The sequence below is a fragment of the Variovorax sp. Varisp41 genome (assembly GCF_047325085.1).
In the GTDB taxonomy this organism is placed as follows: domain Bacteria; phylum Pseudomonadota; class Gammaproteobacteria; order Burkholderiales; family Burkholderiaceae_C; genus Variovorax.
The window spans coordinates 1,813,538-1,836,628 of the sequence record NZ_CP168540.1 but is presented as its reverse complement, the minus strand read 5'-3'; the positions used below and the strand labels follow the sequence as shown (position 1 = coordinate 1,836,628).

The 23,091-nt window shown below is 67.7% G+C and carries 21 protein-coding genes and 1 tRNA gene; 16 read left to right on the top strand and 6 right to left on the bottom strand.

Translation table 11 applies throughout. The features are described 5' to 3' along the window. The first annotated feature begins 50 nt into the window (after positions 1 to 50). The 14 genes from uvrB to ACEN9J_RS08550 all read left to right on the top strand — a co-directional run bounded on the left by uvrB (position 51) and on the right by ACEN9J_RS08550 (position 11,366). Positions 51 to 2,171: an excinuclease ABC subunit UvrB gene (uvrB, locus tag ACEN9J_RS08615; protein ID WP_413763818.1), complete on the top strand. Its 2,121-nt coding sequence runs from the start codon at positions 51 to 53 to the stop codon at positions 2,169 to 2,171. A 239-nt stretch (positions 2,172 to 2,410) separates the two neighbouring features. Further along, on the top strand, positions 2,411 to 2,947 hold the full coding sequence (iscR, locus tag ACEN9J_RS08610; RefSeq protein WP_056580055.1) for a Fe-S cluster assembly transcriptional regulator IscR: 537 nt from the start codon (positions 2,411 to 2,413) through the stop codon (positions 2,945 to 2,947). A 109-nt stretch (positions 2,948 to 3,056) separates the two neighbouring features. Continuing rightward, positions 3,057 to 4,277 carry an IscS subfamily cysteine desulfurase gene (locus tag ACEN9J_RS08605; protein WP_057593652.1) on the top strand — a complete coding sequence of 407 codons (1,221 nt, stop codon included), beginning with the start codon at positions 3,057 to 3,059 and terminating at the stop codon, positions 4,275 to 4,277. A 41-nt stretch (positions 4,278 to 4,318) separates the two neighbouring features. Then, on the top strand, positions 4,319 to 4,732 hold the full coding sequence (iscU, locus tag ACEN9J_RS08600; RefSeq protein ID WP_057593653.1) for a Fe-S cluster assembly scaffold IscU: 414 nt from the start codon (positions 4,319 to 4,321) through the stop codon (positions 4,730 to 4,732). Position 4,733: 1 nt separating this feature from the next. Then, on the top strand, positions 4,734 to 5,057 hold the full coding sequence (gene iscA, locus ACEN9J_RS08595) for an iron-sulfur cluster assembly protein IscA (protein ID WP_057593654.1): 324 nt from the start codon (positions 4,734 to 4,736) through the stop codon (positions 5,055 to 5,057). Positions 5,058 to 5,120: 63 nt separating this feature from the next. Next, entirely contained in the window at positions 5,121 to 5,639 is a 519-nt protein-coding gene (hscB, locus tag ACEN9J_RS08590; protein ID WP_057593655.1) for a Fe-S protein assembly co-chaperone HscB, read from the top strand. 6 nt (positions 5,640 to 5,645) lie between these two features. Next, a complete protein-coding gene (gene hscA / locus ACEN9J_RS08585) occupies positions 5,646 to 7,505 on the top strand; it encodes a Fe-S protein assembly chaperone HscA (RefSeq protein ID WP_413763817.1) in 1,860 nt (619 codons plus the stop codon). 38 nt (positions 7,506 to 7,543) lie between these two features. Further along, complete coding sequence (gene fdx, locus ACEN9J_RS08580) at positions 7,544 to 7,882, top strand: ISC system 2Fe-2S type ferredoxin (protein ID WP_057593657.1); 339 nt, start codon at positions 7,544 to 7,546, stop codon at positions 7,880 to 7,882. Then, positions 7,882 to 8,589 carry a DNA polymerase III subunit epsilon gene (gene dnaQ / locus ACEN9J_RS08575; RefSeq protein ID WP_057593658.1) on the top strand — a complete coding sequence of 236 codons (708 nt, stop codon included), beginning with the start codon at positions 7,882 to 7,884 and terminating at the stop codon, positions 8,587 to 8,589. The genes fdx and dnaQ overlap by 1 nt, the downstream gene beginning before the upstream one ends. Positions 8,590 to 8,674: 85 nt before the next feature. Then, positions 8,675 to 8,749: transfer RNA gene (locus ACEN9J_RS08570), tRNA-Val, on the top strand. 161 nt (positions 8,750 to 8,910) lie between these two features. Beyond that, positions 8,911 to 9,039, top strand: a complete 129-nt coding sequence (locus ACEN9J_RS08565) for a hypothetical protein (RefSeq protein WP_057593659.1) — start codon at positions 8,911 to 8,913, stop codon at positions 9,037 to 9,039. 34 nt (positions 9,040 to 9,073) lie between these two features. Continuing rightward, the gene (locus ACEN9J_RS08560) at positions 9,074 to 10,180 is read left to right on the top strand and encodes an NAD(P)/FAD-dependent oxidoreductase (protein ID WP_413763816.1); all 1,107 of its coding nucleotides are present in this window, start codon (positions 9,074 to 9,076) and stop codon (positions 10,178 to 10,180) included. Between the two features lie 148 nt (positions 10,181 to 10,328). Then, on the top strand, positions 10,329 to 10,625 hold the full coding sequence (locus ACEN9J_RS08555) for a glycine zipper domain-containing protein (RefSeq protein WP_057593661.1): 297 nt from the start codon (positions 10,329 to 10,331) through the stop codon (positions 10,623 to 10,625). A gap of 27 nt (positions 10,626 to 10,652) precedes the next feature. Next, positions 10,653 to 11,366, top strand: a complete 714-nt coding sequence (locus tag ACEN9J_RS08550; protein ID WP_413763815.1) for a phage holin family protein — start codon at positions 10,653 to 10,655, stop codon at positions 11,364 to 11,366. A 45-nt stretch (positions 11,367 to 11,411) separates the two neighbouring features. On the opposite strand, the gene ACEN9J_RS08545 is transcribed toward ACEN9J_RS08550, so the two are convergent. Beyond that, the gene (locus ACEN9J_RS08545; RefSeq protein ID WP_413763814.1) at positions 11,412 to 12,500 is read right to left on the bottom strand and encodes a quinone-dependent dihydroorotate dehydrogenase; all 1,089 of its coding nucleotides are present in this window, start codon (positions 12,498 to 12,500) and stop codon (positions 11,412 to 11,414) included. Positions 12,501 to 12,543: 43 nt separating this feature from the next. Between ACEN9J_RS08545 and rpiA the strand changes: the two genes are divergently transcribed. Then, a complete protein-coding gene (gene rpiA / locus ACEN9J_RS08540) occupies positions 12,544 to 13,260 on the top strand; it encodes a ribose-5-phosphate isomerase RpiA (RefSeq protein ID WP_413763813.1) in 717 nt (238 codons plus the stop codon). Here the strand turns inward: rpiA and ACEN9J_RS08535 are convergent, their stop codons facing one another. From ACEN9J_RS08535 to ACEN9J_RS08515, 5 genes are all read right to left on the bottom strand, one after another. Next, positions 13,261 to 13,911, bottom strand: a complete 651-nt coding sequence (locus tag ACEN9J_RS08535; protein ID WP_413763812.1) for a glutaredoxin family protein — start codon at positions 13,909 to 13,911, stop codon at positions 13,261 to 13,263. A gap of 30 nt (positions 13,912 to 13,941) precedes the next feature. Further along, a complete protein-coding gene (locus ACEN9J_RS08530; protein ID WP_413763811.1) occupies positions 13,942 to 15,999 on the bottom strand; it encodes a M3 family metallopeptidase in 2,058 nt (685 codons plus the stop codon). Positions 16,000 to 16,004: 5 nt separating this feature from the next. Next, the gene (gene folD, locus ACEN9J_RS08525) at positions 16,005 to 16,856 is read right to left on the bottom strand and encodes a bifunctional methylenetetrahydrofolate dehydrogenase/methenyltetrahydrofolate cyclohydrolase FolD (protein ID WP_261210933.1); all 852 of its coding nucleotides are present in this window, start codon (positions 16,854 to 16,856) and stop codon (positions 16,005 to 16,007) included. 80 nt (positions 16,857 to 16,936) lie between these two features. After that, the gene (locus ACEN9J_RS08520; protein WP_057593667.1) at positions 16,937 to 17,569 is read right to left on the bottom strand and encodes a response regulator transcription factor; all 633 of its coding nucleotides are present in this window, start codon (positions 17,567 to 17,569) and stop codon (positions 16,937 to 16,939) included. Beyond that, complete coding sequence (locus ACEN9J_RS08515; protein ID WP_413763810.1) at positions 17,566 to 20,106, bottom strand: PAS domain S-box protein; 2,541 nt, start codon at positions 20,104 to 20,106, stop codon at positions 17,566 to 17,568. The genes ACEN9J_RS08520 and ACEN9J_RS08515 overlap by 4 nt, the downstream gene beginning before the upstream one ends. A 215-nt stretch (positions 20,107 to 20,321) precedes the next feature. Between ACEN9J_RS08515 and aceE the strand changes: the two genes are divergently transcribed. Further along, positions 20,322 to 23,048 (top strand): pyruvate dehydrogenase (acetyl-transferring), homodimeric type, encoded by a 2,727-nt coding sequence (gene aceE / locus ACEN9J_RS08510; RefSeq protein WP_057593669.1) that lies wholly within the window; start codon positions 20,322 to 20,324, stop codon positions 23,046 to 23,048. Positions 23,049 to 23,091: the final 43 nt, after the last annotated feature.

The following is a 23,091-nucleotide window of genomic DNA, read 5'->3' as shown; positions in this document are numbered from 1 at the left end:
TGCGGTTGCCTTGAATTTTACCGGCGCCACGCCACCTGACGGGTACAGCCATGCCAGAGACCAACGAAGCCATAGCAGACTCGAACAACGCCGACCCCGTGGGGCCCGCTCCGAAGGGCGAATTCATCAGCTTCCCGGGCTCGCCTTTCGAGCTCTATCAGCCCTATCCGCCGGCGGGCGACCAGCCGAACGCCATCGAGAAGCTGGTCGAGGGCGTGGGCGACGGCGAGGTGTTCCAGACCCTGCTGGGCGTGACCGGCTCGGGCAAGACCTTCACCATGGCCAACGTGATCGCCCGCACCGGGCGCCCGGCCATCGTGTTCGCGCCCAACAAGACCCTGGCGGCGCAGCTCTACAGCGAATTCCGCGAGTTCTTCCCGAAGAACGCCGTCGAGTACTTCGTCAGCTACTACGACTACTACCAGCCCGAGGCCTACGTGCCGCAGCGCGACCTGTTCATCGAGAAGGACTCCTCGATCAACGAGCACATCGAGCAGATGCGGCTGTCGGCCACCAAGAGCGTGCTGGAGCGGCGCGACACCGTGATCGTGGCCACCGTGAGCGCGATCTACGGCATCGGCACGCCCGAGGACTACATGGAGATGCGGCTGATCGCGCGCGTGGGCGACAAGGTCGGCCAGCGCGACCTGATCGCCCAGCTGATCCGCATGCAGTACACGCGCAACGAGCAGGACTTCGCGCGCGGCACCTTCCGCGTGCGCGGCGACACCATCGACGTGTTTCCGGCCGAGCACAGCGAACTCGCGATCCGCTTCGAGCTGTTCGACGACGAGATCGAGTCGCTGCAGCTGTTCGACCCGCTGACCGGGCGCATCCGCCAGAAGGTGCCGCGCTTCACCGTCTACCCCTCGAGCCACTACGTGACGCCGCGCGACAAGGTGCTGGCCGCCGTGGAGACCATCAAGATCGAACTCGACGGGCGGCTCAAGGAACTGGTGGCCGCGGGCAAGCTGGTGGAGGCCCAGCGCCTCGAGCAGCGCACCCGCTTCGACCTCGAGATGCTGGCCGAGATCGGCCACTGCAAGGGCATCGAGAACTACACGCGCCACCTCTCGGGCGCGGCGCCTGGCGACCCGCCGCCCACGCTGACCGATTACCTGCCGAAGGACGCGCTGATGTTCCTCGACGAGAGCCACCAGATGATCGGCCAGCTCGGCGGCATGTACAACGGCGACCGGGCGCGCAAGACCACGCTGGTGGAGTACGGCTTCCGGCTGCCGAGCGCGCTCGACAACCGGCCGCTGAAGCTCGAGGAATTCGAGAAGCGCATGCGCCAGTGCATCTTCGTGTCGGCCACGCCGGCCGACTACGAGAAGCAGCACACCGGGCAGGTGGTCGAGCAACTGGTGCGGCCCACGGGCCTGATCGATCCCGAGGTGGAGGTGCGGCCGGCCACGCACCAGGTCGACGACGTGCTGCAGGAGATCCACGTGCGCGTCGAGAAGAACGAGCGCGTGCTGATCACCACGCTGACCAAGCGCATGGCCGAGCAGCTCACCGACTACCTGGGCGACAACGGCGTGAAGGTGCGCTACCTGCACAGCGACGTCGACACGGTCGAGCGGGTGGAGATCCTGCGCGACCTGCGCCTGGGCACCTTCGACGTGCTGGTGGGCATCAACCTGCTGCGCGAGGGGCTGGACATTCCCGAGGTCTCGCTGGTGGCGATCCTCGATGCCGACAAGGAAGGCTTCCTGCGCGCCGAGCGCTCGCTGATCCAGACCATCGGCCGGGCGGCGCGCAACCTGAACGGCAAGGCCATCCTGTACGCCGACCGGATGACCGACTCGATGAAGCGCGCCATCGGCGAGACCGAACGCCGGCGCGCGCGCCAGATCGCCCACAACGAGGCCCACGGCATCACGCCGCGCAGCATCGTGAAGCAGGTGCGCGACCTGATCGACGGCGTCTACAGCGAGAAGACCGGCAAGGAGATGGCCAAGCTGGACCTCGAGCGCGCCAAGGTCGAGGACATGAGCGAGAAGGACATCGCACGCGAGATCAAGCGGCTCGAGAAGCAGATGCTCGAGCACGCGCGCAACCTCGAGTTCGAGAAGGCGGCGCGGGTGCGCGACCAGCTGGCGCTGCTGCGCGAGCAGGCCTTCGGGGCCGCGGGCGGCGACAACATCGCGATGGCGCCGGCCAAGTAGGCCGAAGGTTTTCGGTAGCGGCGCCCCCGAACGCCCGGAATCGGGTTTACCCGAGCAAAGTCCGGGGCCTTCTGATATACTTGAGCGAAACACTCAACAAAAAAGAAACTTCGCGATGAAGGACCGACTCACAACCACTGGCTCACCAGTGTCAAGAGTCGGGCAGGGCGGAGACGAGATCACCGTGGCTCCCGGGCAACGGTGTCATTTCAACGGTAAGCGCTAAAAAGGAGCTTGCGATGCGTCTCACTACCAAAGGCCGTTTTGCGGTCACAGCCATGATCGATCTGGCTCTGCGTCAGAACACCGGTCCGGTCACGCTGGCCGCGATCAGCCAGCGGCAGCAGATTTCGCTGTCGTACCTCGAGCAACTCTTCGGCAAGCTGCGCCGTCACGAACTCGTCGAGTCCACCCGGGGTCCGGGCGGTGGCTACAGCCTGGGCCGCAAGGCCGCCGACATCACCGTGGCCGACATCATCGTGTCGGTCGACGAACCGATCGACGCCACCCAGTGCGGCGGCAAGGAAAACTGCCTCGGCGAACAAGGCCGCTGCATGACCCACGAACTCTGGGCCTCGCTGAACCAGCGCATGGTCGAGTTCCTCGATTCGGTCACCCTGCAGAAGCTGGTCGACGACCAGATCGCCAAGGGCGTGCAGATCGAGAACAAGCCGGTCGTCAAGCGCGCCATCTCCGCGCAGCCGGTGGTCAAGCCGATCCGCGTCAACGCGCCGAATTCGGTGTTTGCCCTGGGCAACGTCTTCGCCAAGTCCTGAGGACCCGCGACGCAGACGCTTCGAGACGAGTCAGACGCGGCGCCCGGTGGGCGCCGCCAGCGAACGAACAGCGACCAAGAACAACCCCCCACGCCAGCACGAGCCAGCCATGGACGTAACTCCTCATTTCCCGATCTATCTCGATTACGGCGCGACCACGCCGGTCGACCCGCGCGTGGTCGACGCCATGATCCCCTGGTTGCGCGAGCACTTCGGCAACCCGGCGTCGCGCAGCCACGCCTGGGGCTGGGAAGCGGAAGAAGCGGTCGAGAAGGCGCGCGGCTACGTGGCCGAGCTGATCGGCGCCGACCCGCGCGAGATCGTCTGGACCTCGGGCGCCACCGAGTCGAACAACCTCGCGCTCAAGGGCGCGGCACAGTTCTACAAGGGCAAGGGCAAGCACCTGATCACGGTGAAGACCGAGCACAAGGCCGTGCTCGACACCATGCGCGAACTCGAGCGCCAGGGTTTCGAGGTCACCTACCTCGACGTGCAGGAAGACGGTCTGCTCGACCTCGAGAAGTTCAAGGCCGCGATCCGCCCCGACACCATCCTCGCGAGCGTGATGTTCGTGAACAACGAGATCGGCGTGGTGCAGGACGTGGTGGCGCTGGGCAACATCTGCCGCGAGAAGGGCGTGATCTTCCACGTCGACGCCGCGCAGGCCACCGGCAAGGTCGAGATCGACATCGCGAAGCTGCCGATCGACCTGATGAGCCTGGCGTCGCACAAGACCTACGGTCCCAAGGGCATCGGCGCGCTGTACGTGCGCCGCAAGCCGCGCGTGCGGCTCGAGGCCCAGATGCACGGTGGCGGCCACGAGCGCGGCATGCGTTCGGGCACGCTGCCCACGCACCAGATCGTGGGCATGGGCGAGGCCTTCCGCATCGCCAAGGCCGAGATGAAGGAAGACATCGCCAAGGCCGCGCGGCTGCAGAAGCGCCTGCTCGACGGCCTGAAGGACGTGGAACAGGTCTTCATCAACGGCGACCTCGAGCACCGCGTGCCGCACAACCTGAACATGAGCTTCAACTACGTCGAGGGCGAGTCGCTGATCATGGGCATCAAGGGCCTGGCGGTGTCGTCGGGTTCGGCCTGCACCTCGGCCAGCCTCGAGCCCAGCTACGTGTTGCGCGCCCTGGGCCGCAGCGACGAACTGGCCCACAGCAGCCTGCGCATGACCATCGGCCGCTTCACGACCGAGGAAGAGATCGACTACGCCATCTCGACCATCAAGCACAACGTGGCCAAGCTGCGCGAATTGAGCCCCCTGTGGGAAATGTTCCAGGACGGCGTCGACATCAGCACGATCCAGTGGTCGGCGCACTGAGCCCGAAGCTCCACGATTGAACAAAGTTTGAGAGGTACACCATGGCATATTCTTCCAAGGTCATCGACCACTACGAAAACCCGCGCAACGTCGGCTCCTTCGAAAAGGGCGACGACTCGGTCGGCACCGGCATGGTCGGCGCGCCGGCCTGCGGCGACGTGATGAAGCTGCAGATCAAGGTCAACCCCGAAACCGGCGTGATCGAAGACGCGCGCTTCAAGACCTATGGTTGCGGCTCGGCGATCGCTTCGTCGTCGCTCGTGACCGAATGGGTCAAGGGCAAGACGCTCGACGAAGCCGCCGCGCTCAAGAACGCGCAGATCGCCGAGGAACTGGCGCTGCCGCCGGTGAAGATCCACTGCTCGATCCTCGCCGAGGACGCGATCAAGGCGGCCGTGAGCGACTACAAGGCCAAGCACGGCGCGAAGAGCGCCGAAGCCGCGGCAGCGCACTGAGATGGCCGTCACGCTGACAGAAGCCGCCGCGCGCCATGTGAATCGCTACCTCGGCAAGCGAGGCAAGGGCGTGGGCGTGCGGCTGGGCGTGAAGACCACCGGTTGCTCGGGCCTGGCCTACAAGCTCGAGTACGTGGACGAACTGACGCCCGAGGACGTGGTGTTCGAGGACCACGGCGTGAAGGTGCTGGTGGATCCGAAGAGCCTGGCCTACATCGACGGCACGCAGCTGGACTTCGTGCGCGAGGGCCTCAACGAAGGCTTCAAGTTCAACAACCCGAACGAGCGCGACCGCTGCGGTTGCGGGGAAAGCTTCCGCATCTGATGCGCAGTCGCTGACCGCGACAACAGCCGCCACCATGTCATGTGCTGGCGGTTTTTTATTGCCATGAACCTGAACGACACCGACTTCGAGCTGTTCGCCGTCCCCGCGACTTTCGCGCAGGACCGCGCGGCGCTGGACGCGCGCTGGAAGGAACTGCAGCGCGAAGCCCATCCCGATCGCTTTGCGGCGCAGGGCGCGGCCGCGCAGCGCGTGGCCATGCAATGGTCGGTGCGCATCAACGAGGCCTACCAGCGGCTCAAGGACCCGGTGCGGCGCGCGAGCTACCTCTGCGAGCTGCACGGTGCCCCGGTCAATGCCGAGAACAACACGGCGATGCCGCCCGACTTCCTCATGCAGCAGATGGAATGGCGCGAGGCGCTCGACGAGGTCGAGGACATCGCCGCGCTCGAGCGCCTGCAGGCCGAGGTCGACGCGGGCCGCGCCCGCGCGCTCTCGTCGCTCGACTGGCTGATCGACGAGAAGGGCGACTACCCCGCCGCCGCGCAGCAGGTGAGAGCCCTCATGTTCATTGAGCGCTTCGGCCACGACGTCGAAGCCAAATCGGATCAGTTGGGACAATAAAGCCCTATGGCTCTTCTTCAGATTTCCGAACCCGGCCAGGCCCCCGATCCGCACCAGCGCCGCATCGCCGTCGGCATCGACCTCGGCACCACGCATTCGCTGGTGGCCTCGGTGCGCAACGGCGTGGCCGAATGCCTGCCCGACGACCAGGGCCGCGTGCTGCTGCCCTCGGTGGTGCGCTACCTCGACAAGGAGCGCCGCCAGATCGGTTTCGACGCGGTCGCCGCGCGCGCGCAGGACCCCTCGAACACCATCACCTCGGTCAAGCGGCTCATGGGCCGCGGGCTGGCCGACGTGACCCACCGCGAAGCGATGTCCTATGCCATCGGCGGTGGCGACGGCGGCATGGTGCAGGTGCACACCGCGGCGGGCGACAAGTCGCCGGTCGAGATCAGCGCCGAGATCCTCGCGACGCTGCGCTACCGCGCCGAGGACACCTTCGACGACGAGCTCTACGGCGCGGTCATCACCGTGCCCGCCTACTTCGACGAGGGCCAGCGCCAGGCCACGAAGGACGCGGCGCAACTGGCCGGCCTCAACGTGCTGCGGCTGATCAGCGAGCCCACCGCGGCCGCCATCGCCTACGGCCTCGACAACGCGAGCGAGGGCGTCTATGCGGTCTACGACCTCGGCGGCGGCACCTTCGACATTTCCATCCTGCGGCTCACGCAGGGCGTGTTCGAGGTCATCGCGACCGGCGGCGACTCGGCGCTCGGCGGCGACGACTACGACCATGCGCTGGCCGATTTCGTGCTGGCGCAAAGCGGTGTCCAGACCGCGAGCGAGACCGACAAGGCCGCCGTGCTGGTGGCGGCGCGTGCCGCCAAGGAAGCGCTGACCGATGCCGACACCGTGACCTTCGCCGCCGACGTGGGCGGCCAGCCGCTTCGCTTCGCGCTCCAGCGCGCGCAGTTCGACGCGGCCACCAAGGTGCTCACCGACCGCACCCTGGCCGCCGTGCGCAAGGCGCTGCGCGATGCCAGGCTCAAGGCCGACGACCTGCAGGGCATCGTGCTGGTGGGCGGGTCGACGCGCATGCCGCAGGTTCGCGAGGCGGTTGCCCAATTCTTCGGCCGCGAGCCGCTGGTCAATCTCAATCCCGACGAGGTCGTCGCGCTCGGCGCCGCGATCCAGGCGAACCAGCTGGCCGGCAACAACGGCGCGGGCGAACTGCTGCTGCTCGACGTGATTCCGCTGTCGCTGGGCCTCGAGACCATGGGCGGGCTGGTCGAGCGCATCGTGCCGCGCAACCAGACCATCCCGACCGCGATGGCGCAGGACTTCACCACCTACCAGGACGGCCAGACCGCGCTGGCGTTGCACGTGGTGCAGGGCGAGCGCGACCTGGTGGCCGATTGCCGCAGCCTCGCGCGCTTCACCTTGCGCGGCATCCCGCCGATGGCCGCGGGCGCCGCGCGCATCCGCGTGACCTTCACGGTCGATGCCGACGGCCTGCTGAGCGTGAGCGCCAAGGAACAGGCCAGCGGCGTGGAAGCCAGCGTCACCGTCAAGCCTTCCTATGGGCTGTCGGACGACCAGATCGCGACCATGCTGCAGGAGAGTTTCTCGACGGCACAGCAGGACATGCAGGCGCGCGCGCTGGTCGAGGCCCGCGTCGATGCCGAGCGCATGCTGCTCGCGACGAAGAGCGCGCTCGATGCCGACGGCGACCTGCTCGACGCACAGGAGCGCACGGCCATCGATGCATCGATGAGCGCGCTGCGCCTGAGTGCCCAGGGCAACGACGCGGCCGCGATAGAGGCCGCCACCAAGGCGCTGGCCGAGATCACCGAGCCCTTCGCCGCGCAGCGCATGAATGCCGGCATCGCCCGCGCGCTCTCGGGGCGCAAGGTCGAATCCCTCTAAGACAAGAACACCGCAAAGAACGACAACGCAGGCGCTGCATGCCCACGATCAAGATCTATCCGCATCCCGAATACTGCCCGCAAGGCGCCGAGATCACCGCGCCCGCGGGCACCTCGATCTGCGAGGCCCTGCTCGACAACGACATCAACATCGAGCACGCCTGCGAGATGAGTTGCGCCTGCACCACCTGCCACGTGATCGTGCGCGCGGGCGGCGGCTCGCTCAACGAGGCGGAGGAGGGCGAGGAAGACCTGCTCGACCGCGCCTGGGGCCTGGAGCCACAGTCGCGCCTGAGTTGCCAGGCGATCCTGGCGCAGGAGAATGTGACGATCGAGATTCCGAAATACTCGATCAACCACGCGAAGGAAAACCACTGATGAGTCGTCTGATCGTTCTCGATACGGAAACCACCGGGCTGTCGGCCGAGAACGGCGACCGCGTCATCGAGCTGGGCTGCGTGGAGCTGTTCAACCGCAAGCTCACCGGCAACGACCTGCACATCTACTTCAATCCCGAGCGCGAGAGCCACGAGGACGCGCTCAAGGTGCACGGCCTGACGACCGACTTCCTGCGCGACAAGCCGAAGTTCGCCACGCTGGCCAACGACATCGTCGAGTACCTGCGCGGCGCCGAGCTGATCATCCACAACGCGGCCTTCGACGTGGGCTTCCTCAACAAGGAGTTCGAGCGCGCCGGCCTGCCGCCGCTCAAGACCTTCGTGAGCGAGGTGACCGACACGCTGGCCATGGCCAAGCAGGTGTACCCGGGCAAGCGCAACTCGCTCGACGCGCTGTGCGACCGCTTCGGCGTCGACCGTTCGAACCGGACCTTCCACGGCGCCAAGCTCGACGCCCAGCTGCTGGCCGACGTCTACATCAACCTCACGCGCGGCCAGGACGCGCTGCTGATCGACGTGGCCACCACCGAGCCCGAAGTGGGCACCACGGTGATCGCCATCGACCTCAGCCGCATCGAGCTGCCGGTGCTGGTGGCGACCGAGCATGAACTCGCCGAGCACGACGCCGTGTTGTCCCAACTCGACAAATCGAGCAACGGTCGCACACTCTTTCGCCAAAACGCTTGAAAAGCTGTGGCATAATCTAAGGCTTCGCAGAACGCGATTCATCCAGGCGCTGAAGCCCATCGAAGAGATCGGGCAGAGGCGTCAGGGGCGGTTAGCTCAGGGGTAGAGCACAGCATTCACACTGCTGGGGTCGGAGGTTCGAAACCTCCACCGCCCACCAATTTCCCGGTTCCATTTTTTCTTCTCCGTCGGAGCTTTGGCCCGATGGCATCGCCGTTTGCGTGTCGGTGCGCGCCGACGTCAGGTGCCGTCGCGTGCTGCTGGCTGTGCGGGGCTTCGCGCCTAGAACCGAGGCACGACTTCAACCCAGGAGAAAAGATCATGGCGACCGCACCCGATCTTCCGACGCCGATCACGCCCACGCCGGGCCTGCCCGTGGAGCCCGACGAGGGGCCGGGCACGGCGCCCGACGAGCCCACCGATCCCGAGCCGCCGCCGACCGCGACCTGATCTCCCGACGCGCGGCGCGCGCTAAGCTCGCCGCATGGACGATCTCGATTGCGCCGTCATCGGCGGTGGTGTGGTGGGTGTGGCCGTGGCGCGCGCACTCGCGCTGGCGGGCCGCGAAGTGATGGTGCTCGAGGCCGAAGGCGCCATCGGTACCGGCACGAGTTCGCGCAACAGCGAAGTCATTCATGCGGGGATCTACTACCCGCAAGCTTCGTTGAAGGCGAGGCTCTGTGTCGAAGGCAAGCAATTGCTCTATGCGTATGCCGAGGCGCGCGGCGTGCCGCACCGGCGCTGCGGCAAGCTGATCGTCGCGACCTCGACCGAACAGGTGGCGCAGCTCGAGGCGATCCGGCTCAAGGCCGCGGCCAACGGCGTCGACGACCTCGAAACGATCTCGGCGGCGCAGGCCGTCGCGCTCGAACCGCAACTGCGCTGCATGGCCGCGCTGGTCTCGCCGAGCACCGGCATCGTCGACAGCCATGCGCTGATGCTGAGCCTGCTCGGCGATCTCGAGAACGCGGGCGGCATGCTGGCGTTGAAGTCGGCCGTGAAGCGCGCGGACCTGGAGGAGGGCGGCATCGTGCTGACCGCGCAAGACGGCACGCGGCTGCGCTGCCGCAGCGTGGTCAACGCGGCCGGTCTGGGTGCGCCCGATCTGGCGCGCCACTTCGGAGGACTCGCCACCGAGACCGTTCCCACCGCCTATTTCGCGAAGGGCAACTACTTCACCCTGTCGGGCCGCGCGCCCTTCGGCCGGCTGGTCTATCCGGTGCCCGAGCCCGGCGGTCTCGGCGTGCACCTGACGATCGACCTCGGCGGGCAGGCCAAGTTCGGACCCGATGTGCAATGGGTGAGCTCGCCCGACGACCTGGTGGTGGACCCGGCGCGCGGCGACGCCTTCTATGCCGAGGTGCGCAAGTACTGGCCCGCGCTGCCCGATGGCGCGCTGATCCCGGGCTACGCGGGCATGCGACCGAAGATCTCGGGACCCGGCGATCCCGCGGCCGACTTCCGCATCGACGGACCGCGCGCGCATGGCGTGCGAGGCCTCGTCAACCTGTTCGGCATCGAGTCGCCGGGGCTCACGAGCAGCCTCGCGATCGGCCGACACGTGGCGGACCTGCTCGCGGCCGAGGACTGAATTCCGCGCCGATCGCGAACGATCTCTTGCAGAACTCTTTGTGGATGCAGTCCTGTGCGGGCGATGTAGCCTGTAACATGACAGCACGCCATTTGTAGGCGTGAAGCCGCCGGCGCGGTGCCGGTGTCATCACGGAGGAAGGTTTCCAATGAGTGCATCCAAGAATCTCGAGGCGGCAGCCGAGGACATCGCGAGCGACGTGCGTGGCGTGCTCGCCAGCAAGGACCTGGATTCGGTTCCCCACATCAAGGCGCTGCGCCAGCGCATCGACACCAAGCTCGCGATCGCCCGCGAACTCGCCGCCGAGAAGAGCCGCCTCGCCGCCAAGAAGGCCCGCGAAGCCGCCTCGGCCACCAACGCCTATGCCCACGACGAACCCTGGCAGATCGCCGCTGGCGCGCTGGCCGTCGGTGTGCTGGTGGGCCTGCTGCTTGGTCGCCGCTGATCGAACCATGACAGCGGAGGGCCGCCGATGAGGTTGCTCTCTCTTCTCGGACTGGACCGGCGCCTGCGCCGGCTGCGCATTGCCGCGGCCGAGGGCGCGATGGCCGCCGAGGACCGTGTGCAGCTGCTGCGCATGGCCTGGGAGGAGGAGAAGCAGCGGCTCAAGCTGGTGCTGGTCCTCGCGATCGCGCTGCTGGGCCTGACGACGATCGCCGTCGCGCTGCTGTCCGTGGCCGTCGTGGTCCATTTCTGGGACACGCCGCAGCGCACCACCGCCGCCTGGTCGGTGGCCGCGCTCTGGATCGTGCTGTGGCTCGCGGCCGCCTGGGGCCTGTGGACCCAGCTGCGCGGTGCCTCGAACAGCTTCACGCCGACCCGCGAGGAACTGGCGCGCGACTGGACCTGGGTACAGGAGCGCTTCGGACTGGGCGACGAGCCCGGCGAAGAGGACGAGCCGGCGCCACGCCGTCCGTCCACGCGCGAGGAACTGATCGAGCGCATCGAGCGCCAGCGCCTGCGCATCGCGACCTTGCAGGGTGGCGGTACCGCCGCCGCGCAGGGCGAGGAGCGGTCGGCTCCCCCGCCGCCCGACGAAACCCCGACCGCCACGGCGCTGCGCATCGCGCGCGAGCATCCGGTGGCCACGGGTGTCGCCGTGGCTGCGGCGCTGGTGGTGGTGCGCCCGAAGCGCCTGCTGCGCTGGGCGACCTTCGTTGCGCCGATCCTCTGGCGCATGCGCTGACGAAACGGCCGGCGGGTCGCACCCACCCGCCTTCCGATTGAAAACTCAGGCGCTGCCGCGGTCCCGCTGCAGCGCCTGTGCCGTTTCATGGACCAGCGCCGGGCCGCGGTAGATCAGGCCGGTGTAGATCTGCACCACGTCCGCGCCCGCCGCGATCTTGGCCCTGGCATCGGCCGCGCCGAGGATGCCGCCCACGCCGACGATCGGGAAGTCCTTGCCCAGTGCGGCGCGCAACTGGGCGATCACGCGGTTGCTCGATTCGCGCACCGGCGCACCCGACAGGCCGCCGGCTTCCTTCGCATGCGGCAGCCCCTCGACCGCGTCGCGCGCCAGCGTGGTGTTGGTGGCGATCACGCCATCCATGCCGTGGCGGCGCAGCGTGGCGGCGATCACCGCCACCTGCGCCTCGTCGAGGTCGGGCGCGATCTTCACGAACAGCGGCACGCGGCGCGGTGCGCCGCCAATGGGCCGGCGCGCCAGCGTCTCGCGCCGCTCGGCCACGGCGCCGAGCAGCGCGTCGAGCGCCTCGTCGCTCTGCAGGCTGCGCAGGTTGGCGGTGTTGGGGCTCGAGATGTTGATCGTCACGTAGTCGGCATGCGGGTACACGCCGTCGAGGCAGGCGATGTAGTCGTCCATCGCGCGCTCGATCGGCGTGGCGGCGTTCTTGCCGATGTTCAGGCCCAGCAGCATCGGCGCCTTCGCGCGGGCCGCGTTGCGGCGAAAGCGTGCCTTCTGCACGTTGGCCAGGAAGGCGTCGAGTCCGTCGTTGTTGAAGCCGAGCCGGTTGATCAGCGCCTGGCGTTCGGGCAGGCGGAAGATGCGCGGGCGCGGATTGCCGGGCTGGCCCTTGGGCGTGACGGTGCCGACCTCGACGAAGCCGAAGCCCATGGCGGCGAAGGCGTCGATGCAGCGCGCGTTCTTGTCGAGGCCGGCGGCGAGGCCGACGCGGTTCGGGAACCGCAGGCCGGCCAGGGTGACGGGATCGTCGACGCGCGGCGCCGAGTAGGCGCAGGCCAGCGGCGTGTTCTGCGTGCGCGAGAGCCCGTCGAGCGTCAGTTCATGGGCGTGCTCCGGGTCGAAACCGAACAGGAAGGGGCGGGCCAGGCCGTAGAGCGAGGAGGGCAGCAGGGACATCGTCGGATAATTCGGGGCTTCAATGAGCCCAGGATTCTCCGCGATGACCGCACCCCTTCCTTCTTCTTCCGCCGCAGCCGCCCCCATCTCCCAGGACGAACTCAAGGCCCAGGTGGGCCGCGCCGCCCTGGCCTACGTGGTGAAGGGCGAGATCGTGGGCGTGGGCACCGGCTCGACGGTCAACAAGTTCATCGACGCGCTGGCCACGATCAAGGACCAGATCCGTGGCGCCGTCTCGAGCTCGATCGCCTCCACCGAGCGCCTGCGGGCACTGGGCATCCAGGTGTTCGACAGCAACGAGGTCGAGGAGCTGGGCGTCTACATCGACGGCGCCGACGAGATCGACGCGCGGGGTTTCATGGTGAAGGGCGGCGGTGCCGCGCTCACGCGCGAGAAAATCATCGCGGCCCAGTCGCGCCGCTTCGTCTGCATCGCCGATGCCTCGAAGCTGGTCGACACGCTCGGTGCCTTTCCGCTGCCGGTCGAGGTGATCCCGATGGCGGCGCGCCGCGTGATGCGGCAGTTCGCGGCGCTGGGCGGCCAGGCCCAGGTGCGCGAGAAGGACGGCCTGCCGCTGGTGACCGACAACGGCCAGCACATCGTCGACGTGACGGGGCTGAAGATCGCCGATCCGCTGGCCTTCGAATCCGAGGTGAGCCAGTGGCCCGGCGTGGTCACCGTCGGCGTGTTCGCGCACCAGAAGGCGCATGTGTGCCTGCTCGGCACGCCCGAGGGCGTGCGCACGCTGGACTTCGCCTGATCAGAACTTGATGCCGGCCGGGTTCTCCGGCGTCGGCCCGCTCGGCGGTGCCGCGGGCAGCGGTTGCTCCTCGGGCGCCGCGCGCGGGGCGGCGGGTGCGGGCGCCGGCGCGCGCGTGACCTGGGCGACCATCGGCTGCGCCGGCGGATTGCGATAGCCGCTGGGCAGGCCGTTGCTCCTGGGATAGCCGGCCGCGTCGAGGTATTGCGTCCACTGCGTGTCGGAAAAGCCGGGCAGTTGCTGCGTGCCGATGGTCAGCAGCGGCAGCGAGGTCTGGCCACTGAGCTTCTGCAGCGCTTCCACCTCCTGGTTGCTGTTCACCGTGCGTTCCTGGAACGGGATGCCGCGCGTCGTGAGCAGCGTGCGCGCCATCGCGCAGGGCGCGCATTCGTCGCCGCTGTAGAGCGTCACCGGATAGCGCTGCGCGATCTGGCGCAGCTCGTAGGGCAGGCCCGCGTTGGCGCCCGTGGCGGGCGCCGGCTGCGCATTGGCGGCGGGTTCGGTGCTGGCGGTGGGCGCGCGGTCCGAGAAGGTGACCCGGCCGTTCTTGTCGACCTGCCGGTAGACCGGTTGCGCCACCGCGCTCGCGGTGGCGAGCAGGAGGACGAAACCGGTCAGGCGACTTGGTGAGAATTTGTAAATCGGGCGCATGGCCCGAGTATCTCAAGCTTCAGCGCCGCATCAAGCCGGCTGCGGCTCGGCCATGCCCTGGTGTCGCAGCAGCGCATCAAGCTGGGGTTCGCGGCCGCGGAAGGCCTTGAACGACTCCATCGCGCTGCGGCTGCCGCCGGCCTCGAGGATGGCCTGGCGGTACTTGCGGCCGGTCTCGATGCTCGGTTCGCCGTTGGCGCCCACGGTTTCCTCGAAGGCCGCGTAGGCATCGGCGCTCAGCACCTCGGCCCACTTGTAGCTGTAGTAGCCGGCCGCATAGCCGCCCGAGAAGATGTGGCTGAAGGTGTTCGGCGTGCGGCTGAAGGGCGGCGAGGGCATCACGGCCACCTCGGCGCGCACCTGGGCCAGCAGCGCGAGCACGTCGCCGGGCTTCGCGGCCGCGGCGTGGTACTCGGTGTGCAGCAGCATGTCGAACAGCGAGAACTCGATCTGGCGCAGCGTCTGCAGGCCGCTCTGGAAGTTCTTGGCCGCGGTCATCTTGTCGAACAGCGCGCGCGGCAGCGGCGCGCCGGTGTCGACGTGGGCCGTCATGTGGCTCAGCACATCCCATTCCCAGCAGAAGTTCTCCATGAACTGGCTCGGCAGCTCGACCGCGTCCCATTCGACGCCGCTGATGCCCGAGACGTCGCGCTCGTTCACCTGCGTGAGCATGTGGTGCAGTCCGTGGCCGAACTCGTGGAACAGGGTGGTCACGTCGTCGTGCGTGAGCAGCGGCGGCTTGCCGCCCACGCCCTCGGCGAAATTGCAGACCAGTTGCGCGACCGGGGTCTGCAGCCGGCCGTCGTCGGGCCGCAGCCAGCGCGCGCGCACGTCGTCCATCCAGGCGCCGCCGCGCTTGGCGGCACGCGCGGAGGGGTCGAGGTAGAACTGGCCGACCTTCTGGCCGGCACGCTCGATGCGATAGAACTCGACGCTCGGATGCCAGGTCGGCGCGCTGTCGCGGCGGATCGAGACCTCGAACAGCGTCTCGACGATCTTGAACAGGCCCGCCATCACCTTGGGCGCCGGGAAGTACTGCTTGACCTCCTGTTCGCTGAAGGCGTAGCGCGCTTCCTTGAGCTTCTCGCCGACGTAGCTCCAGTCCCAGGGCTGCGGATCGGCCAGGCCCAGTTGCGTGGACGCGAAGGCGCGCAGGTCGGCGAGGTCGCGCTCGCCGTAGGGGCGGGCCTTGGCCGCGAGGTCGCGCAGGAACTTCACCACCTGCTCGGGCGACTCGGCCATCTTCGGCACCACCGAGAGCTCGCCGAAGTTGCGGTAGCCCAGCAGCTTCGCCTCTTCCTCGCGCAGCGCGAGGATCTCGCCGATCAGCGCCGTGTTGTCGAAGGCCGGGTCGCCGAGTTCGCTGGCGCGCGTGACGTAGGCGCGGTAGAGCGTCTCGCGCAGCGCGCTGCTCCTGGCGAACTGCATCACCGGCAGGTAGCAGGGCATCTTGAGCGTGAGCTTGTAGCCGTCCTTGGCCTCGGCTTCGGCCGCGGCGCGCGCGGCATTGATCACGTCTTCCGGCACGCCCTCGAGTTCGCCGAACTGTGCGTAGTAGGCGAAGGCATCGGTCGCGTCGAGCGCGTTCTCGCTGAACTTCTGGCTCAGTTCCGCCTGGCGTTCCTGGATCTCGGCGAAGCGCTGCTTGGCCTCGCCCTGCAGTTCGGCGCCGCCGAGCACGAAGTTGCGCACCGCGTTGCGATGCGCCTGGCGCTGCTCGGCATCGAGCGTGGCGACGTCGATCGCCTTGTACTTCGCGTACAGGCGCTCGTCGGAGCCCAGGCGGGTCCAGAACGCGGTCACGCGCGGCATCGCCTCGTTGTAGGCGGCGCGCAGCTCGGGCGTGTCGGCCACGGCGTTGAGATGGCCGACCGCGCTCCAGGCACGGCTGAAGCGTTCCGAGGCCACGTCGAGCACCTTGGAGATCGCGCTCCAGCTGGCGGGGAAGTCGGGGGCCGTCACCGTCTGCAGCGCGGTCTCGGCATCGGCGAGCAGCACGTCGACCGCGGGGGCGACGTGTTCGGGCCGGATACGGTCGAACAGCGGGAGGTCGGTGAAGTCGAGGAGGGGGTTGTTCGAGGTGGCCATGGTGTTCACTTGGCGGCGCGTTCGGCCGCTTCAAGGGTGTTGGCGAGCAGCATGGCGCGCGTCATCGGGCCGACGCCGCCGGGCACCGGGGTGATCCAGCCGGCGACTTCCTTCACGCCGTCGAAGTCGACGTCGCCCGCGAGCTTGCCGTCGGCCTTGCGGTTCATGCCGACGTCGATGACCACCGCGCCGGGCTTGACCATGTCGGCCGTGAGGAGGTTCAGCTTGCCCACGGCCGCGACGATCACGTCGGCCTGGCGCGTGATGGCGCCCAGGTCCTGCGTGGCGCTGTGGCAGATGGTCACGGTGGCGCTCTTGGCCAGCAGCATCATGGCCATCGGCTTGCCGACGATGTTGCTGCGGCCGATCACCACCGCATGCTTGCCGCGCAGGTCGTAGCCGATGGATTCGAGCATCTTCATGCAGCCGAAGGGCGTGCAGGGCCAGAAGCCCGGCGCGCCGGTCATCAGTGCGCCGGCGCTGGCGACGTGGAAGCCGTCGACGTCCTTCGCGGGCGAGATGGTCTCGATGACCTTCTGGCTGTTCATGTGCTTGGGCAGCGGCAGCTGCACCAGGATGCCGTGCACCGCCGGGTCGTCGTTGAGCACGCGGATGCGCGCGAGCAGGTCGGCCTCGCTCAGGTCGGCCGGGTAGGTCTCGAGCGTGGCCGAGAGACCGGTCTGCGTGCTGTCGTTGACCTTGTGCTTGGTATAGACCTGGCTGGCCGGGTCCTCGCCCACGAGGATGATGGAAAGGGCCGGGTTCACGCCGCGGGCCTTGAGCGCCGCGGTGCGGCCGGCGACTTCGGCGCGGATGGTTTTGGCGAGGGCGTTGCCGTCGATCAGTTGGGCGGTCATCGGTTTCGATTTTCCAAGTAAAAACGCCCGCTTGCGCAGGCGTGGGGGTCATGCATCGCTATCGAACAGATAGCCGGCGTCTAGGCCTTGGCAGCGGGCGCCGCCTGTCCGAGCGCGATCTTCAGCAGATCGGCCACGGTGTTGGCGTTGAGCTTCTCCATGATGTTGGCGCGATGCGCCTCGACGGTCTTGATGCTGATGCCGAGGTCGTCGGCGATCTGCTTGTTGAGGCGGCCGGCGACGATGCGCTCGAGCACCTGCGCCTCGCGGCCCGTGAGCTTGGACAGCAGCGCGTCGCGGCTGGCCGACTGCTGGTGCTGCGTGAAGGCGCCGCGCGCGTGTTCGAGCATGCGCTCGACCAGCGCGACGAGTTCCTCGTCGTTGAAGGGCTTCTGGATGAAATCCATCGCGCCCTTCTTCATGCTGTCGACGGCCATCGGCACGTCGCCGTGGCCGGTGATCACCACGATCGGCAGCGGCGAGCGGCGCTCGATCAACCGGTCCTGCAACTCCAGGCCCGTCATGCCACCCATGCGGATGTCGACGATCAGGCAGGCCACCTCGCGGGGGTCGTAGCGGGAGAGGAAGGACTCGGCGGAATCGAAGCAGCGGACCCGGTAGTCCTTGCCTTCGAGCAGCCACTGGAGCGAATCGCGTACGGCTTCGTCGTCATCGACGACATACACAGTGCCCTTTTTCGGAATCAAACTCATGCAGGTACCTTTACCTCGTCACTTGCTAGGGAACTGATAGCGTCCAACACCGGAATCCAGAAGGAAAAACGGCATCCGATCACATCCGGGCCATTGTAGATGTTCTCCGCCTGCATCCGGCCGCGGTGCGACTCGACGATGGTGCGGCACAGGTTCAGGCCGATGCCCATGCCCTCGGGCTTGGTCGAGAAGAAGGCCTCGTAGAGCCGGTCCATGACCTCCGGCGCGAGGCCCTTGCCGGTGTCCTGCACCGAGAACTCGATCGCGTTGTGGCCCTCGATCACCTTCGGCAGCACGCGCAGCTCGACGCTGCGCCGCGCCAGCGGGCGCTCGGCGAGGTCGATCGATTCGGCCGCGTTCTTCAGCAGGTTGACCATCACCTGCTCGATTAGGATCGGATCGACGCGCACCATCGGCAGCCGCGCCGCCACGTAGTGGTTGAGCCGCACGTTGCGCCGGCGCAGCTCGATGCCGGCCAGCTCGACCGCTTCGCTGACCATGGTCGCCACGTCGGCCGGCGTGCGGTTGGGTTCGCTGCGCTTCACGAAGGAGCGGATGCGCTGGATGATCTGGCCCGCGCGCTGGGCCTGCTTCGAGGTCTTCTCGAGCGCGGCCAGCAGCGCATCGTTGTCGATCGACTGGCTCTTGATGCGCGACATCATCCCGTTGCAGTAGTTGCTGATCGCGGTCAGAGGCTGGTTGAGCTCGTGCGCCACGCTCGAGGCCATCTCGCCCATGGTGATCAGCCGGCTCGCCGATTGCGCGCGGTCGGCCTGCGCGGCCGCCTGTTCCTCGGCATCGCGGCGCGGCGTGATGTCGGTGGCGATCACCAGCTGCGCCAGGCGGCCGTCGACCCAGGTCAGGTAGCGCGAGCGCACCTCGAGCCACTTGCCGAGCTCGGGCACGAAGATCTCGTTGTTGGCCGCCTGCGCGGCGGTCAGCGTGTCGATCGGCAGGCCGGCGTAGGGGTCGACGTCGTCCAGGCCCTCGTCGTGCGCGTTCGAGGCCGGCACGCCGGCCTGCGCCACCATGCCCAGGTGGCCGACGGTGTCGGAGCCGAACCACAGGCGGTAGAGCTTGTTGGCGAACAGCAGCTCCTCGCTGCCGATCGGCGCCACCGACACCGCGGCATCGAGCGCCTCGAGCACGGTGGTGAAGCGCTCGTACGAGGCCGACAGCTGCTCGCGGATGCGTGTGGGCTCGGTGATGTCGGTCATCGAGGTCATCCAGCCGGTCTGGTGGCCGCGCGCGTCGATCAGCGGCGAGACGTACAGCCGCGCGTCGAACACGCTGCCGTTCTTGCGCTTCACGCGCACCTGGAAGCCGCCGGGCAAGGCACGGCCGTGCAGCTCCTCCTCGAGCCGCTCGTTCATGATCTCGCGATCGGACTCGAGCCAGTAGGGGAAGGGCGGCGTCTGGCCGACCAGCTCTTCCTCGGCCCAGCCGGTCATCGCGCAGAAGGCGGCGTTGACGTAGGTGATGCGGCCCTGCAGGTCGAGCACCCGCATGCCGGTCAGCATCGAGTTCTCCATCGCGCGGCGGAAGTTGGTCTCGGCCACCAGCCGCTGCTGCGCCTGCAGCCTGCGGCGCGTGTGGCGCCAGGTGCCGATCAGCATCCAGCTGGTGAGCACGCTGAGCGCGCAGACCAGCCAGAACAGCCCGTTGCCGACCACGCCCTGCGAGGTGCGGTAGGCCTGGGCGCGCAGCACCAGCGCATTGCCCACGGGCGAGACCGGTACCTCGTATTCGTTGGTGCGCTCGCTCCAGGGCAGCAGGCGCGCGCCGGTCTCGCGCAGGTTGGCGGTGTTGCCCGCGATCACCTTGCCCTTGGCGTCGAGCAGCGACACCGCGTAGCGCGCCTGCACCTCGGAAGGCATGCCGTAGCGCAGCAGGCCATCGACCGAGAACTCGCCGAGCACCACGCCCGCGAAGAGGCCCTGGTCGAACAGCGGGATGTGCAGCTGCAGCATGGCGGGCGGATCGCCGCCGGCCGCGGGCTGGGAGAACACCGGCTGGCGCAGCTCGCGCGCCAGCGCGTAGTTGCTCTCGATGTCGCCGGGGCGCAGCACGTCGCCGATCAGGTGCTGCTGCGCCGGATGCACGCTGGGCGCGGCATAGCCGGCCTTGAAGCGGCGGCGGTCGTCGATCCAGGTGATGGTCTGCAGCTCGGGGAACTGGCTCACCAGCGATTCGGCGCGACTGGTGAACTCGATCGGGTCGATCTCGCGGTTGGAGGCATCGCGCGCGATGCGCATCAACTGCTCCTGGCGCTCCAGCAACCGCAGCCGCATGCGCTGCTGGGCGTACTCGACGTCGCGGCGCACCGACTCCTGCTCGCGCTCGATCTCCTCGGTGCGCAGGTACCAGAAGGCGGTGACGATCGCCGCGAGGAACAGCAGCACGGCGGCCATCGGGGCCAGCATCGCGACGGCGTCCTGCAGCACCGGGGTCTGGCGGCGCCACCCGGGGCGCCACCACGACAGCGGCGAGGCGTTGACGGCACTGCGGGCCACGGCCAGCGGGGAGGAAAAAGGCATCGCGAGAGTTTATTAGGTGACGGAGTTTCCTAGGCGCGGGTTATCGACGGTGGCACTGATCCCGGCGCGGTCTGCGGCCGCTCCGGATTCGTGAAAATGTCACATTAAGAAATCTATACGCACTATTTGAAATCGCAGTATTTCTGTGCGACACTCCGCGCGCTCACACGCAGAGCGCCTAAATTACGCCCACAGCCCCAAAAGGAGAGACAAGCATGTCGGCAAATCCCGAGAAGCAATTCGGCCCGGCCGCGAACGACGCGGATTCCCAGGAAACGCGCGAGTGGATGGACGCCTTGTCCGCCGTGATCCAGAGCGAGGGCCCCGAGCGTGCGCACTTCCTGCTCGAGCAACTCCTCGAACATGCCCGCCAGAACACGGTCGACATGCCGTTCTCGGCCAACACGGGCTACGTCAACACCATCGAGCCGTCGCAGGAAGCCCGCAGCCCCGGCAACCTCGAGATCGAACAGCGCCTGCGTGCCTACATGCGCTGGAACGCGATGGCGATGGTGGTCAAGGCCAACCGCCACCACCCGCCCGAAGGCGGCGACCTCGGCGGCCACATCGGCTCCTTCGCTTCGCTGGCCAGCATGTTCGGCGCCGGCTTCAACCACTTCTGGCACGCCGAGAGCGAGAACCACGGCGGCGACCTGCTCTACATCCAGGGCCACGTCTCGCCCGGCATCTACGCGCGCGCCTACCTCGAAGGCCGCCTGACCGAGGAGCAGCTGCTCAACTTCCGCCAGGAAGTCGACGGCAAGGGCCTGTCGAGCTACCCGCATCCCAAGCTGATGCCCGAGTTCTGGCAGTTCCCCACGGTGTCGATGGGCCTGGGCCCGCTGATGGCGATCTACCAGGCGCGCTTCCTCAAGTACCTGCATGCCCGCGGCATCGCCAACACCGAGAACCGCAAGGTCTGGGTGTTCTGCGGCGACGGCGAGATGGACGAGGTCGAGTCGCTGGGCGCCATCGGCCTGGCGGCGCGCGAGAACCTCGACAACCTGATCTTCGTCATCAACTGCAACCTGCAGCGCCTCGACGGCCCGGTGCGCGGCAACGGCAAGATCATCCAGGAGCTCGAGGGCGAGTTCCGCGGCGCCAACTGGAACGTGGTCAAGCTGATCTGGGGCAAGGGCTGGGACGCGCTGCTCGAGAAGGACCATGACGGCGCGCTGCGCAAGATCATGATGGAGTGCAACGACGGCGACTACCAGTCGTTCAAGGCCAACGACGGTGCCTACGTGCGCAAGAACTTCTTCGGCCGCGACCCGCGCACCTTGAAGATGGTCGAGCACATGAGCGACGACGAGGTCTGGAACCTGCAGCGCGGCGGCCACGATTCGCAGAAGGTCTACGCGGCCTTCCACGCGGCCCAGAACCACCAGGGCCAGCCCACCGTGCTGCTCGTCAAGACCGTCAAGGGCTTCGGCATGGGCAAGATCGGCGAGGGCAAGAACACGGTCCACCAGACCAAGAAGCTCAACGACGACGACATCCGCGCCTTCCGCGACCGCTTCAACATCCCGATCCCCGACAGCCAGATCGCCGAGCTGCCGTTCTACAAGCCGGCCGACGACACGCCGGAAATGAAGTACCTGCACGAGCGCCGCAAGGCCCTGGGCGGCTACCTGCCGCACCGCCGCGTCAAGGCCGAGGAGAGCTTCACCGTGCCCGCGCTCGAGACCTTCAAGGCGGTGCTCGAGCCCACGGCCGAGGGCCGCGAGATCTCTACCACGCAGGCCTACGTGCGCTTCCTCACGCAGTTGCTGCGCGACCAGGCCCTGGGCCCGCGCGTGGTGCCGATCCTGGTCGACGAGGCGCGCACCTTCGGCATGGAAGGCCTGTTCCGACAGGTCGGCATCTACAACCCGCACGGTCAGCAGTACACCCCGGTCGACAAGGACCAGGTCATGTACTACAAGGAAGACAAGGCCGGCCAGATCCTGCAAGAGGGCATCAACGAGGCCGGCGGCATGTCGAGCTGGATCGCGGCGGCCACGTCGTACAGCACGAACAACCGCATCATGGTGCCGTTCTACGTGTACTACTCGATGTTCGGCTTCCAGCGCATCGGCGACCTGGCCTGGGCGGCCGGCGACATGCAGGCGCGCGGCTTCCTGCTCGGCGGCACCTCGGGACGCACCACGCTGAACGGCGAAGGCCTGCAGCACGAGGACGGCCACAGCCACATCCTGGCCAACACCATCCCGAACTGCGTGAGCTACGACCCGACCTTCGCGCACGAAGTCGGCGTGATCCTGCACCATGGCCTCAAGCGCATGGTCGAGAAGCAGGACAACGTCTACTACTACCTCACGCTGCTCAACGAGAACTACCCGATGCCCGGCCTGCAGCCCGGCACCGAGGAACAGATCATCAAGGGCATGTACCTGTGCAAGCAGGCGCCGACGGTCAAGGCGGCCAAGGGCAAGGAAGCCCCCACCGTGCAGCTGCTGGGCTCCGGCACCATCCTGCGCGAGAGCTTCGCGGCGCAGGAACTGCTCGAGAAGGACTGGGGCGTGAGCGCCGGCGTCTGGAGCTGCCCGAGCTTCAACGAGCTGACCCGCGACGGCCAGGACGCCGACCGCTGGAACCTGCTGCACCCGACCGAGGAAGCGCGCGTGCCCTTCGTGGCGCAGCAGCTCGGCGGCAGCACCGGCCCGGTGGTCGCCTCGACCGACTACATGAAGGCCTACGCCGAGCAGATCCGTCCCTTCGTCCCCAAGGGCCGCAACTACAAGGTGCTGGGCACCGACGGCTTCGGCCGCAGCGACTTCCGCAACAAGCTGCGCGAGCACTTCGAGGTCAACCGCCACTACATCGTGGTGGCCGCGCTCAAGGCCCTGGCCGAGGACGGCGTGCTGCCGGCCGCCAAGGTGGCCGAGGCGATCAAGAAGTACGGCATCAATGCCGACAAGGTGAACCCGCTCTACGCGTAATCACGATTCCCCACAACCAAGACGCGCCTTCCGGCGGGAGACA

Coding starts and splice junctions, on each gene's coding strand:
- uvrB (WP_413763818.1), top strand. CDS start 51: ATGCCAGAGACCAACGAAGCCATAGCAGACTCGAACAACGCCGACCCC.
- iscR (WP_056580055.1), top strand. CDS start 2,411: ATGCGTCTCACTACCAAAGGCCGTTTTGCGGTCACAGCCATGATCGAT.
- ACEN9J_RS08605 (WP_057593652.1), top strand. CDS start 3,057: ATGGACGTAACTCCTCATTTCCCGATCTATCTCGATTACGGCGCGACC.
- iscU (WP_057593653.1), top strand. CDS start 4,319: ATGGCATATTCTTCCAAGGTCATCGACCACTACGAAAACCCGCGCAAC.
- iscA (WP_057593654.1), top strand. CDS start 4,734: ATGGCCGTCACGCTGACAGAAGCCGCCGCGCGCCATGTGAATCGCTAC.
- hscB (WP_057593655.1), top strand. CDS start 5,121: ATGAACCTGAACGACACCGACTTCGAGCTGTTCGCCGTCCCCGCGACT.
- hscA (WP_413763817.1), top strand. CDS start 5,646: ATGGCTCTTCTTCAGATTTCCGAACCCGGCCAGGCCCCCGATCCGCAC.
- fdx (WP_057593657.1), top strand. CDS start 7,544: ATGCCCACGATCAAGATCTATCCGCATCCCGAATACTGCCCGCAAGGC.
- dnaQ (WP_057593658.1), top strand. CDS start 7,882: ATGAGTCGTCTGATCGTTCTCGATACGGAAACCACCGGGCTGTCGGCC.
- ACEN9J_RS08565 (WP_057593659.1), top strand. CDS start 8,911: ATGGCGACCGCACCCGATCTTCCGACGCCGATCACGCCCACGCCGGGC.
- ACEN9J_RS08560 (WP_413763816.1), top strand. CDS start 9,074: ATGGACGATCTCGATTGCGCCGTCATCGGCGGTGGTGTGGTGGGTGTG.
- ACEN9J_RS08555 (WP_057593661.1), top strand. CDS start 10,329: ATGAGTGCATCCAAGAATCTCGAGGCGGCAGCCGAGGACATCGCGAGC.
- ACEN9J_RS08550 (WP_413763815.1), top strand. CDS start 10,653: ATGAGGTTGCTCTCTCTTCTCGGACTGGACCGGCGCCTGCGCCGGCTG.
- ACEN9J_RS08545 (WP_413763814.1), bottom strand. CDS start 12,500: ATGTCCCTGCTGCCCTCCTCGCTCTACGGCCTGGCCCGCCCCTTCCTG.
- rpiA (WP_413763813.1), top strand. CDS start 12,544: ATGACCGCACCCCTTCCTTCTTCTTCCGCCGCAGCCGCCCCCATCTCC.
- ACEN9J_RS08535 (WP_413763812.1), bottom strand. CDS start 13,911: ATGCGCCCGATTTACAAATTCTCACCAAGTCGCCTGACCGGTTTCGTC.
- ACEN9J_RS08530 (WP_413763811.1), bottom strand. CDS start 15,999: ATGGCCACCTCGAACAACCCCCTCCTCGACTTCACCGACCTCCCGCTG.
- folD (WP_261210933.1), bottom strand. CDS start 16,856: ATGACCGCCCAACTGATCGACGGCAACGCCCTCGCCAAAACCATCCGC.
- ACEN9J_RS08520 (WP_057593667.1), bottom strand. CDS start 17,569: ATGAGTTTGATTCCGAAAAAGGGCACTGTGTATGTCGTCGATGACGAC.
- ACEN9J_RS08515 (WP_413763810.1), bottom strand. CDS start 20,106: ATGCCTTTTTCCTCCCCGCTGGCCGTGGCCCGCAGTGCCGTCAACGCC.
- aceE (WP_057593669.1), top strand. CDS start 20,322: ATGTCGGCAAATCCCGAGAAGCAATTCGGCCCGGCCGCGAACGACGCG.